Raw genomic sequence first — 13,938 nt, 5'->3', positions numbered from 1 at the left:
GTTGTCGCATTATGAGTTCACGTGTTATTTTTTTTCTGTCTTTTATATGCATATCCATTGGTTTATTTGCATTATTTCAAAATGTTAATTCGAGAGCTGAAGCACAAGCTAAAAGACAGGCTCAAACTCAGGTAGTAGAAAAAAAGGAAATAAAATTTGCTGTTTGGCGTAGCAAAGAGCAAATAATGCGAGGTCGAGTTGTAAGCGAAAACCAGTTAGACCGAATTATTTTATCAGAGAAAGAGGCTAACGCTATCGGTGTAAATCGCGATGTTGAGCTTAAATTAGAGCAAGATAGTAGGGCGAACAATCTAATTGAAAAAGGAGAATATGTATTCCCTGAGATGTTTACTGCTCCAGATAAGCCCGGTTATTTAGACCTTTTAGCTTCTGAAGGAATGATTCTATACCCACTTCCTATTTCCACTATAAATTTAATTAATAACTATATTCGTCCTGGCGATATGATTGACATCATTTCTGTAAGCTCACCATTGACTAATTTAGCAGATACAGGCGCACGTATTACTCAATTTCAGGGGGTAAAAGCTCGCACCATTAAACGTGGCGTACGAGTACTTGCTTTTGAACAAAACCCCGTTGATTCAAAAGAACAGTCTAAACAAAGTGGTAACTCGTTAAGCCCAAGAGTTTCCGCCTCAGGAAATTCAAAAACCACTGTTGTCATTGAAATAGAACCTAATTTCGTTTCTCGCCTTTCGTTAGCTCAGCGAACCATGCACTTGGAAATCTACCGGTCGCAATCAACAGGAGAAATTCCTCCTGCAAATATGAGTGATGTGATTGAAAACTACCAAGGCATTCGAGAGTTGCGCGGCGCAGAAACTCAGACCACCAATGTAGAGGTTTACTAATGCTTAATAAATGGTGTAGCAAACTGATATTGGTGCTTTGCTTTGTTTCAACGCAAGCGTTCGCCTATTTGATTCCGCTGAATGACGCTCGCTCAGTGCGTACTAAACAGCAAATCGGCACGGTTTTTATGAGCCAACCGACGATTGCGGATTATAAGGTAATCAACGAGCGTCAAATTGTAGTGTTTGGCAGTTCCCTCGGTCAGACACGTTTGATGATTTACGATATCGATGGCCGCCTTGTAGTCTCAAGAGTGGTTGAAGTCACCCAGCCCCTCAATAAAGTTCGTGATGAAATTAAGAAGCGCTATCCAGAACTGGATATCGAAGTGGTCTCTATGGGCTCTAAAGTTGCGGTGAATGGGTTCGTATTTACCGAGAAACAGCGCGACGGCATTTATGCGTTAGTTGCTAGCATGCTCGATAAACAGCCAGTGGCACGTTTTCCCACTACTGATGCGCCTTTGACAATGGCCGATCCTCAAACTGAGTTTTATCGAAACAATACTTATGATGGCTTGATTGAAGGCTTAGAAATGAGCTCTCCGTTTCAGGTCAATGTACGTACTACCATTGCCGCTGTAGGCAGTGAGTTTCGTGAAACAGTCGGCATTGATTGGACTTCTGGCGGATCTCCCGGCGTATTTACTTTCCCCGACCTTACTGCTTCAGATATCTCCGCCACCATTACTGCATTAGCTAATGATAATTTAGGTGAAGTATTGGCGGAGCCAAATCTAACGGTACTCTCTGGTCAAGAAGCCTCTTTTTTGGTTGGTGGTGAAATCCCTATGATCACCTCAGATACCAATGGTACAACCATCAGTTTTAAAGAGTTTGGTATTGGCTTAGATATTGCGGCAAAAGTGCATAACGAGCAGGAAATACGCTTGCGCGTACAGCCAAGTGTCAGTGTGGTAGAGCAAATCTACAAAACGACCACAGCAGAAGTACCTCAATTGGCAACCCGGAAAGCCAACACCACGATTCAAATCGCTGATGGTCAAACCTTTATGATTGGTGGTTTGATGAATACCGAAGACATTGAATCATTACAGAAAATCCCTTTATTGGGCGATATCCCGCTGTTTGGCGCTTTATTTAGTAAAGCGACCACTAATAGAAAAACCACCGAAGTGGTTATTATCGCCACAGTGAATTTGGTTAAGCCGACCAAAGCGAATGAATTGGTTATTCCTAGAATCCATAAAACCAACACCTTAAGCCGTTGGATGGGTATGAGTAAAGAATTTGCTGAGCAAGATCAACAAGACTCTAATTTGATAGAGCTTCTTAATAGCGGAGGTTTTGCACAATGAAACCCTTATTAATACTACTTGTATTGGTTATCGCTGGATGTGCGGATCACGCTCTGCAGCATAGAGGCACTGAAACTGTCGCCTACCAAGAGCAACATAAATTTGAGCTTAGTTTTGAATCTTTGGCGCAGAAAATTGAATTCGAGCGTATTCAAGAAATTGTAAGTCAGTTTGATGAAAAGCAAGTTCGTTATGATCTTTACGTGCCAGCACAGTTTCAACAGCAAGGTGAGCAAATTGTGCAGTTTTTAAAGTCAATTCATGTTCGCCCTGATTGGATAGAAAGTCATTCACAGCAGCAAGGACAATCTCTCACTTTAATTGTTTCTCAATGGCAATCAGTGGTTGATTATTGCCGTCCTCTGACGATCGTAAAGCCTCATCCTCAAGCGGGTTGCGCGGTAGAAACCAATAGAACGATTCAACTTGTTAATCCTGGTACGAGAGTAAATTAATGGCCAATATGTTCGATCTCTCCGAAGAGCTCTCTCTTGATATAGATAAGAAAAAAACAGCCACACCAAAAAGCGTTGCGCCGAAGCAAAGTGGGGGGGCAACGCTGTTTTTCTCCGATAACGAATGTAAAGAAGCGGTTATCGAAGCGTATGTTTTCGAAGGTTTAGAAGAACCCAAATGTTTTAAAGGCACTCCTCAACCTGAAAAAGATCAAGCGTTAGGTGATGTAGTACTAGTGCAATTAACTTCGTCCGTTGATATTGAAGCGGACGCGCAAGAGATTAATGCCACACTGCCGAATAACAAAACCGTGATTTTACTGGGTCAAACAGATTCAATTCATGTATTACGCCGACTTGAAAAACTCGGTTTTTATTATCTGCCATGGCCGGTAGATAGAGCTGAGCTGATTGAATGTTTAAAGCAAGCCAGCCTTGATGAAAGAAAACGCTATGAAAGTGGCTATTTTCGAAAAGCCAAGCGAGTTGCGGTAGTAGGTACAAAAGGCGGTATTGGTACTTCGGTTATTGCAACCGAGCTGAGTGTGCTACTGGCTAAAAAAGGCAGTCGTACGATCTTGGTCGATCATCATTACACACAGAGCAATATAGACATCATTCTTAGTCAAAAAGATCTTGAACAAGTTGATGTTAGCAGTATTACTGTTGAGCCTAGCAAGCTTGATGAAGAGTCAGCTACCAGTTATCTAAATGAAGTGGAGCATAATTTCTTTTACCTTGGTTTTACTGGCAAAGACAAAATTGAAGAGCTAGAAAAATACACCAATATCATCAGTGAAAAATTGGCTCGTCAAGCTAACTTTATGATCAGCGATTTTTCTGGTTCATTAGATTTTCCTTTAAATCCGCAAAAATTAATGTTCGAAAACGATGTCGTTGTATTGGTGACAGAGCCTTCTGTATCTGGCGTACGAGCGACTCAAAGGCTGTTAGATAAGATAAAAGATATTGCCATTCCGCAACTGGTTCGCCCGCGTGTCATGGTGGTAGTTAATCATCATCGCCCAGAGGGTTCGTTTAACCTTAATCTTGAAGAAGTTGAACGCTTTTTGAAGGTAAAAGCTGATGTAATAATTCCATTCTACAAAACAGCATCCAAGCAGCTAATTGATGGAAAAAAACTGCATCAATTAGAAAAAGGTAAGCAAACGCCATTTACTCAATTGTCGATGGCGATCAACGGACAAAACCCTAATAAAAAATCGGGATTATTTGCCAAGTTTTCTTTAAAGCGAGGTAAGAAATGAGCTTAACCCGAGAGTTATACGAACAATTTAGAGCCAAAATTTTTGAAGTCATTGATGCGGGAATTCTCAATGACATGACTCGAGAAGAGCTTACTAAACAGATAGAAAGAGCTATCGCTAAGTTGTGCGAAAACTATCCTGTCCCTGTGCCCTCAGTAACTCGCAGTGAGCTTACCAAAAATTTGGTTGATGAACTGATTGGCTTAGGGCCATTGCAACAGTTAATGGAAGACGAATCGATTTCTGACATTATGGTAAATGGTGTGGATGAGGTATTTATTGAGCGTAACGGTAAGACGCAAAAAGCCGACATTTCGTTTATCAACCATAAACAGCTGTTAGAAATTGCCAAGCGAATCGCCAATAACGTCGGTCGCCGCGTGGACGAATCTAGCCCTTTATGTGATGCCCGTCTTGCTGATGGTAGCCGCGTAAATGTTGTGATTCCACCGATCGCGTTAGATGGGGTTGCCATCTCGATTCGTAAGTTTAAAGAGCAGAAATTAGGTTTGCGAGAGTTAGTAGGCTTTGGCGCTATGTCTCCTGCTATGGCTCGTGTATTGATGATCGCAGCTAGGTGTCGTTTAAATATCATTATCTCTGGTGGTACAGGCTCAGGAAAAACCACCATGTTAAATGCTCTTTCTCAATACATTGGTAATGATGAGCGCATTTTAACCATTGAAGATGCCGCGGAACTTCGTATTCAGCAGCCTCACGTTGTGCGCCTAGAAACTCGCCCGGCCAGTACAGAAGGCTCTGGCGCAATTACTCAGCGTGATTTAGTAATAAATGCCCTACGTATGCGTCCTGAACGCATCATCCTTGGCGAGTGCCGCGGCGCGGAAGCGTTTGAAATGCTCCAAGCTATGAATACAGGTCACGATGGTTCGATGTCAACGTTGCACGCCAACACACCTCGTGATGCATTATCTCGAATTGAATCCATGGTAATGATGGCAAACCTTGCTTTGCCTCTTGCGGCTATTCGTCGAACTATTGTATCTGCAGTGCATTTAATCATTCAGGTTAACCGCTTGCGTGATGGTAGCCGTAAAGTCACCAGTATTTCTGAGTTGTATGGATTGGAAGGTGAAGCACCGGTAATGGAAGAAATTTTCCGTTTTGCGCCGGATGATGAACAAGGAAAAGATAAGGTAAGTGGACAATTTGTCACCTCTGGCTTGCCGAGTCGCTCACAGATTCACATTAGTGCTTCTGAATACGGGTTATCTCGTGAATTAGAAGCTGCCTTCGAGATGGAAGCGGAGCCAGTATGATGAGTTGGGCGTTTTTAACTATTGCTGTGTTAGGGCTGGGCTTAGCGCTATATTTTAAGCGCAAACCTGACCCCCGTTATGTATTTTTGGAACACGCCACTCAGAAAAAAAACAAAGAGGTATCTGCCGTAGATATCAAAGGACTGACTAAGTCTCAGTTTTTACAGAGTTTAACTAGTTTGTGGAATGTTATTTCAGCGGCTCTTGGTAAGTTTCCCATCCCCAAAATTATTGTTTTTATTACGGTGATTAACGCTGCCGCAGTGTTTGTTAACCAGAAGTGGCTGAGCTTTCCACAAACTGAAATTTGTATTGCTGTAACCGTGCTAGGTTTGTTCTTTGGCATTCGCTCGCTGGTTGATAAAAGACGTAAAGCGTTTGATACCGATTTTCCCGATGCGTTGAACATTTTAATGAGTGCAGTAACGGCAGGCGAGAGTATTAACGCTGCTTTTGCTTACGTTTCTAAAGTATCAGATAACGATGTAGGTAGAGAGTTTAAAGATATTTCAGATCGTATGCGGCTCGGGGAGGAAGTTGCAACTATTTTCGAGCGCTCATGTAAGCGTTTCCCTTATCCTGCATTTTTGTTTTTTGTGATTACCATTCGCGCCAACATGGAGCGAGGTGGTCAGCTAAAGAGCGTTCTTGGGAAGTTGATTCGAGTTCTGGTAGAAGCCCGCAATCTAGAAAAGAAAAAGATGGCAATGACTTCTGAAGCTCGTATATCAGCAAAAATAGTAGGGGCAATTCCGTTTCTTTTTTTAATTTTCCTCAATTGGGTTAATCCAGAAGATCTTAATTATGTTTTATTTCATCCAGATGGACGTTGGATTCTCTATTATTTATTGATAAGTGAGGGAGTTGGTATGTTCCTAGTTTGGTGGTTAGTTAAGAGTATTCGTTGATGATAGTTATTACATTTTTTATATTGATATCTGCAATAATAGCGTATGGAATTACTCGTTATCTAGAGTATAAAGCTAATAAATATAAGGTTAAAACTTTTCTAGACGATAGGAAGCATATCAATTTTAGTTTATTTCATGAGATTATTGGTAGTTTTGGGAGAATCAAACAGCGAGAAATGCGTGATAAGTTTGAAGATGCTGGAATATATAATCGTGAGTTACTTCGCTATTATACACCAATAAAAATAGGTCTATTAATTTTATCAAGTATTTGTATATTATTATTTGTCTATGAAACAAAATCCATGTTAATTAGTGTTATGATAGCTATTGTAACTGTTATTATTATTCCAGATAGTTATTTAGCGATGCGAAAGAAAAAACTAATAGAAAAAAACTCTCGTCAACTTCCTTATATGATTGACATGATGTCAGTATGTGTACAAACAGGTATGACATTAGAGGCTGCATTCAGATATTTAGGTAATGAGCTGAAGAGTTTTGATAAAGACCTTTGTTATCAAATTCGTAAAACCTCTGATGCAGCGGAAGTAAAAGGTATGGAGGCTGCTTTGTCTGATCTTAGCAGGCGAGTTCCTACTCCTCAAGTTCGAAGTTTTACATTGACGTTAACCCAAAATATTCAATATGGTACATCTGTAGCACCTGTATTATCTGATTTAGCGGAAGACTTTCGTAATGAACAAATATTAATAATGGAAGAGAAAATAGGTAAGTTAGCCGCAAAAATGAGTGCGCCATTAATTTTATTTATTATGTTTCCAATTATTATATTGATTTTGGCTCCAGGTATATCCCGTATGATGTCAGGTAATTAGTATGAAGTATTTAATTATTGCTTTAGCTCTGTTTGTAACTGGATGTACGACTACAAACAAGGTCTCAGATCAGCAGGCAATTAGTCAATTTACTGTAAGCCAAAATTACCCAGGCTTAATTGAGTTTTATAAAAAGAAAGTGATTGATGATCAAAGTGATTGGCAAGCACAGCAAGATTTAGCGCAGGCATATTTAAGTTACGGCGACCTTGAATCTGCTGATTTTTATATTCAGCGAGTATTGTCATTGTCACCAAATCCATCTGCAACTGCGTATTTTATTAAAGGGCAGGTTCAGGCTCGCAATCTAGACTTTAGCAGTGCATTAGTAAAATATAAGCAAGCTATTGATAAAGGGTTAAACAGTGCCGAGCTATATATGCAGCAAGGTATTGCTCTTGCGCAAACTAAACAGTATTCAATGGCAATTGATAGCTTCAATAAGGCAAGATTGCGCGGCTATGACGATGTAAGTGTTAAAAATAATATCGCCATGGTGTACATTTATCAGCGCGATTACCAATCGGCTATCGATATTTTACTGCCGCTTTATGAAAAAGATTCGAGCAATGAAACGATTAATGCCAATTTAGAAATTAGCATGTTGAAGCAAAAGAAAGAGGAACAAGGTGAAAACTCTTCTTTACTCACCGATATATCTTCTGTTGATGAAAATGCGGATAGCTCTGTGGTGACTTTGAAGAATGATGTTGTTAGCGATGAAGTGGAAGTCACCACCATTTCAGCTGAAGAGTTTTTTACCGCTCAGTCTGTTGAACAAAAGTCTCAAAAAAAACCTGTAAAAAAGAGTGCTTCAAAGTCTAAAAGAACCTATCACATTCAGTTAGGTGCATACGACACTATGGCCGAGGCTCTAGAAAAAAGAAACGGCTTATTGAGTACTCAATTACCTATTACTATTCGTCCTGTAGAGCTGCAAAACTCTGAAACTTGGTATCGACTGCTTAGTGGTAATTTTGCCTCTTATCGACAAGCGATGAGTTTTGCTAAGCAACACCAAGAAATATTAAACCCCCATGAATATTTTATTCAAGTAACTCGATAAGTGGTTGGCATTAATGAATAAGCAAAAAGGCGTGATATCAATTGAATTTGGCTTAGGAGGGTTCGCTCTTTTCTTTGTATTGTTCGCTGTGTTTGAAATGGCACGTTTTGGTTATTCCGTGAATATGACAGACACAACTTTGTCTGAAAGCACCCGAAAAGTTCGGATTTTCGATGGTCAAACATTGGAAGTGGCTTATGAAGATCGTTTACAAGAAATCTTTGAAGATGACGATTCTTTTTGGAATCAAATTGGCTTAGTTACCGCTGATAACTTTGAATTTACCATTTTCCGCTATGCATCTTTACCTGATGTTGCTTCAGATACGGTCGAAAAAGGATGTGGAGAACGGTGTCCTATTGTCATCTATGAATTGACTTATCGCTATAGCCCAGTTGTGTTCGATACCTTGCTTCCCTCGGCTAATATCACTCGACGCATTATGACTGTGCAAGAGCACGAAGGCTGGGAAGATGAAGATGCATAATCAAGACAAGCAAAAAGGCGGTTTTACCGTCGAAGCGGTATTTGGCATGACGGTGCTGGTCATTATGATGTTTTTTATTGCAGATTTGGCGCAAATGATCTCAGCGAAGACCCAAGCAAGCCGTGTCAGCTACTCATTAGCAACAGCAACTAAAGAGCGTTCTCGTTTTTTTGATGCTAGGCACAGTCTTAATCAAGCTGACTTTGACTTAATCAACGATATAGCGGCTGACTTGTTACGAAGACAGGCTCCAGAGAAGCAAGATGGATATGGGCTAACTGTAGAGGGTTATACCGACGGTAATCCTAATGTAGTCAGCTTTAGTAAGGATTTAGATAGTGGAGAGGAGTGTATGCCTCAAACTGCTATTTCAGAATTAGATCATTTGCGCCCAGTGCGTGAAGACGGTGTCACTTTCCCTATTTATCAAGTAACAGTGTGTTTGAAAATGGAAGGTTTCTCTCAATATTTCCCCGGTATGAGGTATGTCAATAGCTCATCGGTGTTGCCGGGAAGGTAAACAAGGAAGGTAGGGTATGAAGAATTTTAAGCGTCAAAAAGGTGTCGCGGTAATTATTGTTGCCTTGAGTATGGTGGCAATTGGCGGTATGGCGCAATTGACCATTGAAGGCGGTCGAATGATCCAAGAGCGAGATCGATTAGCTGATGCCACTGAAGCCGCGACGCTAGCCGTTGCGATTGCTAACAGTGATGAACAGCATGTGTCAGATGAACTTGCGCGTAAGTATCTTGAAAATTATCTGCCTAATATAGATATTGGTGATGTTCAGGTAACTCGCACCGAAGGGAAAGAAGAGATCGATGGCAACCAACTTTATTATGTGCAGTATGAAGTGGGTGCCGATGTGGGCTTTGAACGACAAATGGGCTTTATTGATAGCTCGTCAGACAGTTCATCTTATAAAGTTGGTAATGATGCTATGGCGCGAACTTATATGTTGCCATCGGATTTAGACCTTGTGTTTGTTGCTGATTTTTCTGGGTCTATGGCCGTGAATAAGTGGGGTGACAAATATCGCATTGACCATTTGAAGGAGCAAGTTGGTATTATATCCAAAGACCTTTTGTCTAGTGGTGCTACTAACGCTGGTTATGCACATCGAATTGGATTTGTACCTTTTAACATGCGTACCCAAGAAAAGCTCAATGATCAGATGCGCTGTGTAACTGAACTTGAGTATGTGACTAAATCGGTTAATGGTGTTTCTGTTCCGTACGGAGATATAAATTGGGTTCAATGGGGGGCACATTCATGGAATGATGTAACTAAGTGCTATAGTTCCGGCTCCAAGTGCCCGAGTTACCTGACTCAAGAGGATGCTCAGCGTCAGGCGGCAATCATTCGAGATGTGTTCTATGAATCTAAATATGAAATAGAGGCTGAAAATATTAAGACTGATTATTACCGCTATCCAGATCCAAAATCCTATGTTGATATTAAGAAAACGGTAGCAAATTGGCGTATTAGTAAGACAGAAAACTTGAATCTGCATCCTAGATCTAACAGCAACGGCACAGAACTGTATGATACTGGATTTTGTAATACTAACTCTGGTTTTTATACCCTACCTCTATCCCTTGAGGCACCTAATATACAGAATATGGAGGCCAGTGGTTGGACATCTGTGTACCAGGGCCTGATTCGCGGAGCACAGTTACTTGCTGACGGTAGACCGACGGTGGAAAATGAAGAGGCCCTAGAAGATTATTACAAAAGAGCACAGATGTTACTAATATTGAGTGATGGTGAAGAGAAACCTTTTACACAAACTTTTTCTGAGTTGGTTAATGCTGGGCTCTGTGACAAGATCCGTAAACATTTTGAAGATCATGATCGTCTTCCTTATATTGGTGTGATCGGCATTGATTTTGAAGCCTCGGCTGAAAAGACTTTTGAAGATTGTGCAGACGAAATTATCGATGTAGATGACAGCAAAAAGCTACTCGAAAAAATCCAAGAACTGATCCAAAAAGGTGCCGCTACCAATGGAGTTTCTCGTTTATATGATAAAAATCTCTAGGAGCACTATGAAATTTTCTTTCGCCCCTTTTATTGCGTGCTTAACTATCGCTTCAATGCCCGCTATTGCGGCCAATGAAATGAATGACAAAATTGAACAGCTTTGCGCAACAGAGCATATGTTGATTAAACATTCAGTGAATATTGGTCAGGCAAACGCGGTTGCCGGAAACAGGGCGCAGCATTATCAAATTCAACCGGCATTGACTGAGCAACAAAAAGCGAATTTAAAAACGACCCAAGTAAGCCTTGGTGATGATTGCCTAGAGTTTTTAAGTCAGCAAGATGTGCTTTCTATTGATACAGAAGGCGTCATAGCCAGAGTGTATTTTAATTTTGATAATAGTGATTTAACACAAGCGTCTAAATTAACACTTACTGCTTTAGCTAAGCGCATGCAGTCATTAAATGAAGTACCAAAACTTAATGTAGTGGGGCATACCGATAATGTTGGCTCTGAAAGCTATAATCAAGAACTAGGTAAGCATAGAGCCATGTCGAGCAAAGTGTTTCTTGTTGAATCTGGAGTGGAAAAAGAGGTGCTGCAACCACACTCGGAAGGATTCAATAAACCACTGCGAGACAATCAAACCGAGCAAGGGCGTGCAACCAATCGACGCGTCGAAATTGTTGTGGCTGAATCATCTTAACCTGCATGTTTTCAATATATTAGTATAAACTGGAGTTAGGTTACGAGTCAGTCTATTATCATTTTGTAAGGTATCCACTAATTAGTAGTTCAAAGACGGTTAGTTGATCGTATGCCACAGTTTTTATTCAAACAAGTGTCTCTAGTTAACCTAGAGACACTTGTTTTTCTTTCTACTAAAGTAAAATTTTATTCTATGCACTTTTTAAAACAACGATATGCTTTAAGCACCATTATTCTCGTTATCGTCGCTCTATTTAGCTTCAATTTGTATGTGCTACCTGATCAGCAGGTGCTTATGTACGATTATAAGCGATTGTTTTTATGTGCTATTTTAGTCTTTGTTGCCTTGAGTCTAGTATTCAGCCATACCTTGAGAGAGAGGTTGGTAGGACGATTTGCAAGTAGCAGTTATTTAGTAAAAAGTCTCGTAGTGATATTTTTTGGTTTTGCGTTTTTTGCCGATCTGTTCGGTTTATTTCCGCACAAGGCGATTCCGCTTTATTTCTATTTCATCGGTTTGTGTTTTTTGATTGTAACTTTTGCCTTAGAAAGGCCATCGTCCAAAACCTTTAGACTCTTTTCTTGGATTATAGTCCTTTGTTTCCTTTCGGTATTTGTTGGATACACAGTTGCTACTTTTTACGGTGAAGGCACCACTATTTTTATGATTCTTAGCTATGTGAACCCAAGGTTTCTTAATCAAGTTCAAATATGGCTGATTATCCCATCGTTATACATTGCACTGGTATCAAACAAACGCGTTAGCTATTTATTACCGATTTTGAATTTTGCCATGATGTTTGCGTTAGACGCTAGAGGACTAGCGATTGCTTCATTCGGTGGAATCGTTTTATGGATGATGGTAGATCGATCTCAAAGATGGAAGATAGCTAAGGTCTCACTAGTCTCATTACTACTTGGGTTATTGGTTGCTGTTATTTTCTTAACGCCATTACCGAGTTATTTGATGCATGGAGAAGCTACACCTTCATTATTAGATATGCGAGATACAACCAATGATCGCTTGCAGGTATGGCGCAATGCTATCGGCATGTATCGATTTTGGGGACTCGGTGGGGATGGCTATTTTTGTACTTCTATACTTGAGATCAGACCTCATAATTCAATAATTAGTGTGTTATTAAATTGGGGTGTTATTCCTACACTTTGTTATATCACCTTAACTTTGATTTTGTTGAAACAAGTATTTAATGAGACAAATAGACGATATCGAGTGATAGGTTTATCTGTGCTTTCAGGTTTAGCATTGAGCTTAGTATCAAATGTTCTAGATTCACCCTTTAGCTTATTACTCGCCTGTATGTTTACAGGTTGGTTTTGTGGTCGAACCAAATTGACTTCAACTAAAATACATAGTAAATGGATTCATGCTTTATTAGTGGTTGCTTCTATACTTACTATTGTATGTATTTCATACAAGGTATCAGATAGAGTGAAAAATAACTTCTATCTTGATCTAAAGCAAGAAACTTTAGTACCACAATTCTGGCTAGCAAATAACTGCCCAGACATAAGGAATGTCAACACAATACCCACTAATAAGCACTAGGTTGCAGTAAATTTAATGGCTCAGTCGACAATATTAATCAAAACAATTTGTCATGCGTCAAATTATTGATTTTCTTAACAATCATGCAATAGAAATATGCATCAAAACACTGTATAACCGATGGATTATTTCACCCATTAATAATTCTGGTGCATATTAATGCATCCAGTAAAAATAATAAAAGTCAGTCAAAAATCGATAGCTAGTTACTAGAGATATTTGAAGAATTATAAATATTTGGATATGGGAACATCATGATTGAAGCAATTGAAGCTTTCATATTAGCAGCCGAACATAATTCGTTCAGTATTGCTGCAAAAAAATTAGGCAAGAGTCAATCGGCGGTCAGCCAACTTATTCATAACTTAGAGATAGATCTTGGTTATGAGTTATTTGATCGTCGTGGACGCTTTATTTCCCTGAATGACAATGGTCATGCTTTGTTAAAACAAGCGCGTATGGTTAAAGCGCAATATTCACGCTTTGTGTTACACGCCGAGCAACTAAAAACCAACCAAAAACAGAGGATCAATATTGGTATTGACCCTTTGCTTTGCCCTAAAAACACCACTCGATTGATTCAACAATTTGAAGTTACTTTTTCATCAGTCGAAGTCCATTTAGTTTATCGCGATAGTCAGTCATTAAATGACTTATTGTTGGCTAAAGATTTGGACATAGTGATTGGCGGAAATGATGCCTTTTTACCAGCATCTGAGTATCATACGGAAAGTATCGGCACGGTTGAGAATGTGTGGATTGCCAAAGAAGATGCGATTCAGCGCATTAACTCGGCAGAGCAGTTGTTTGAATTGAGCACTTATCGCTACTTGATACCGCCTCAATTTGAAACAGAGTCATTAAAATCTATTACTGAGATTGCCTCAGTTTGGCGCATTGATGACATTAATACCTTGTTTAAAATGTGCGAGTCGGGTTCAAACATCGCCTGTATTCCGCACAATGCACTGACAGTGTTGCCTATGTACGAAGAGTTGCGAGTGGTCTCTTCGCGCTTATTGCCAAAGGTGAAAAAAGGATTGGTGTTAAGCTGGCACCTTGATACGCGCACCGCGCCTTTCTGCAAATGGATTAGTCAATCTCTGCAGCAGAAAACTCAAACTAATACGGTCACCAGAGTGTTAGAAAGCGCGTAAATTGAGTGTTTTTTTACC

At 39.9% G+C, this 13,938-nt stretch carries 14 protein-coding genes; all 14 read left to right on the top strand.

The window, feature by feature from the left end; translation table 11 throughout:
- Window positions 1-11: 11 nt before the first annotated feature.
- The 14 genes from OCU38_RS08225 to OCU38_RS08160 all read left to right on the top strand — a co-directional run bounded on the left by OCU38_RS08225 (window position 12) and on the right by OCU38_RS08160 (window position 13,920).
- Window positions 12-875, top strand: a complete 864-nt coding sequence (locus OCU38_RS08225) for an RcpC/CpaB family pilus assembly protein (RefSeq protein ID WP_261822700.1) — start codon at window positions 12-14, stop codon at window positions 873-875.
- Entirely contained in the window at window positions 875-2,194 is a 1,320-nt protein-coding gene (locus OCU38_RS08220) for a type II and III secretion system protein family protein (protein WP_261822699.1), read from the top strand. Before OCU38_RS08225 ends, OCU38_RS08220 begins: the two co-directional genes overlap by 1 nt.
- Window positions 2,191-2,649 carry a hypothetical protein gene (locus OCU38_RS08215; protein WP_261822698.1) on the top strand — a complete coding sequence of 153 codons (459 nt, stop codon included), beginning with the start codon at window positions 2,191-2,193 and terminating at the stop codon, window positions 2,647-2,649. Before OCU38_RS08220 ends, OCU38_RS08215 begins: the two co-directional genes overlap by 4 nt.
- The gene (locus tag OCU38_RS08210) at window positions 2,649-3,917 is read left to right on the top strand and encodes an AAA family ATPase (RefSeq protein WP_261822697.1); all 1,269 of its coding nucleotides are present in this window, start codon (window positions 2,649-2,651) and stop codon (window positions 3,915-3,917) included. Before OCU38_RS08215 ends, OCU38_RS08210 begins: the two co-directional genes overlap by 1 nt.
- Window positions 3,914-5,197, top strand: a complete 1,284-nt coding sequence (locus tag OCU38_RS08205; RefSeq protein ID WP_261822696.1) for a CpaF family protein — start codon at window positions 3,914-3,916, stop codon at window positions 5,195-5,197. Before OCU38_RS08210 ends, OCU38_RS08205 begins: the two co-directional genes overlap by 4 nt.
- Window positions 5,194-6,105: a type II secretion system F family protein gene (locus tag OCU38_RS08200; protein ID WP_261822695.1), complete on the top strand. Its 912-nt coding sequence runs from the start codon at window positions 5,194-5,196 to the stop codon at window positions 6,103-6,105. Before OCU38_RS08205 ends, OCU38_RS08200 begins: the two co-directional genes overlap by 4 nt.
- On the top strand, window positions 6,105-6,947 hold the full coding sequence (locus tag OCU38_RS08195) for a type II secretion system F family protein (protein WP_261822694.1): 843 nt from the start codon (window positions 6,105-6,107) through the stop codon (window positions 6,945-6,947). Before OCU38_RS08200 ends, OCU38_RS08195 begins: the two co-directional genes overlap by 1 nt.
- A gap of 1 nt (window position 6,948) precedes the next feature.
- A complete protein-coding gene (locus OCU38_RS08190) occupies window positions 6,949-8,013 on the top strand; it encodes an SPOR domain-containing protein (protein ID WP_261822693.1) in 1,065 nt (354 codons plus the stop codon).
- Window positions 8,014-8,026: 13 nt separating this feature from the next.
- Entirely contained in the window at window positions 8,027-8,500 is a 474-nt protein-coding gene (locus tag OCU38_RS08185; RefSeq protein ID WP_261822692.1) for a TadE/TadG family type IV pilus assembly protein, read from the top strand.
- Window positions 8,487-9,020 carry a tight adherence pilus pseudopilin TadF gene (tadF, locus tag OCU38_RS08180; RefSeq protein WP_261822691.1) on the top strand — a complete coding sequence of 178 codons (534 nt, stop codon included), beginning with the start codon at window positions 8,487-8,489 and terminating at the stop codon, window positions 9,018-9,020. The genes OCU38_RS08185 and tadF overlap by 14 nt, the downstream gene beginning before the upstream one ends.
- Before the next feature lie 16 nt (window positions 9,021-9,036).
- Entirely contained in the window at window positions 9,037-10,542 is a 1,506-nt protein-coding gene (locus OCU38_RS08175) for a TadE/TadG family type IV pilus assembly protein (RefSeq protein ID WP_261822690.1), read from the top strand.
- A 7-nt stretch (window positions 10,543-10,549) separates the two neighbouring features.
- Complete coding sequence (locus OCU38_RS08170) at window positions 10,550-11,191, top strand: OmpA family protein (protein ID WP_261822689.1); 642 nt, start codon at window positions 10,550-10,552, stop codon at window positions 11,189-11,191.
- Window positions 11,192-11,302: 111 nt separating this feature from the next.
- Window positions 11,303-12,763, top strand: a complete 1,461-nt coding sequence (locus OCU38_RS08165) for an O-antigen ligase family protein (RefSeq protein ID WP_261822688.1) — start codon at window positions 11,303-11,305, stop codon at window positions 12,761-12,763.
- Window positions 12,764-13,017: 254 nt separating this feature from the next.
- Window positions 13,018-13,920, top strand: a complete 903-nt coding sequence (locus OCU38_RS08160) for a LysR family transcriptional regulator (protein ID WP_261822687.1) — start codon at window positions 13,018-13,020, stop codon at window positions 13,918-13,920.
- The last annotated feature ends 18 nt before the right edge of the window (window positions 13,921-13,938 follow it).

It is taken from the genome of Vibrio neonatus, from assembly GCF_024346975.1.
In the GTDB taxonomy this organism is placed as follows: Bacteria; Pseudomonadota; Gammaproteobacteria; order Enterobacterales; family Vibrionaceae; genus Vibrio; species Vibrio neonatus.
The sequence above is the reverse complement of the archived record's forward strand: the minus strand, read 5'-3'. Positions and strand labels throughout refer to the sequence as shown.

Bases quoted from the DNA above. Each gene is read 5' to 3' on its own strand.
- OCU38_RS08225 (WP_261822700.1), top strand. From the start codon at position 12: ATGAGTTCACGTGTTATTTTTTTTCTGTCTTTTATATGCATATCCATT.
- OCU38_RS08220 (WP_261822699.1), top strand. From the start codon at position 875: ATGCTTAATAAATGGTGTAGCAAACTGATATTGGTGCTTTGCTTTGTT.
- OCU38_RS08215 (WP_261822698.1), top strand. From the start codon at position 2,191: ATGAAACCCTTATTAATACTACTTGTATTGGTTATCGCTGGATGTGCG.
- OCU38_RS08210 (WP_261822697.1), top strand. From the start codon at position 2,649: ATGGCCAATATGTTCGATCTCTCCGAAGAGCTCTCTCTTGATATAGAT.
- OCU38_RS08205 (WP_261822696.1), top strand. From the start codon at position 3,914: ATGAGCTTAACCCGAGAGTTATACGAACAATTTAGAGCCAAAATTTTT.
- OCU38_RS08200 (WP_261822695.1), top strand. From the start codon at position 5,194: ATGATGAGTTGGGCGTTTTTAACTATTGCTGTGTTAGGGCTGGGCTTA.
- OCU38_RS08195 (WP_261822694.1), top strand. From the start codon at position 6,105: ATGATAGTTATTACATTTTTTATATTGATATCTGCAATAATAGCGTAT.
- OCU38_RS08190 (WP_261822693.1), top strand. From the start codon at position 6,949: ATGAAGTATTTAATTATTGCTTTAGCTCTGTTTGTAACTGGATGTACG.
- OCU38_RS08185 (WP_261822692.1), top strand. From the start codon at position 8,027: ATGAATAAGCAAAAAGGCGTGATATCAATTGAATTTGGCTTAGGAGGG.
- tadF (WP_261822691.1), top strand. From the start codon at position 8,487: ATGAAGATGCATAATCAAGACAAGCAAAAAGGCGGTTTTACCGTCGAA.
- OCU38_RS08175 (WP_261822690.1), top strand. From the start codon at position 9,037: ATGAAGAATTTTAAGCGTCAAAAAGGTGTCGCGGTAATTATTGTTGCC.
- OCU38_RS08170 (WP_261822689.1), top strand. From the start codon at position 10,550: ATGAAATTTTCTTTCGCCCCTTTTATTGCGTGCTTAACTATCGCTTCA.
- OCU38_RS08165 (WP_261822688.1), top strand. From the start codon at position 11,303: ATGCCACAGTTTTTATTCAAACAAGTGTCTCTAGTTAACCTAGAGACA.
- OCU38_RS08160 (WP_261822687.1), top strand. From the start codon at position 13,018: ATGATTGAAGCAATTGAAGCTTTCATATTAGCAGCCGAACATAATTCG.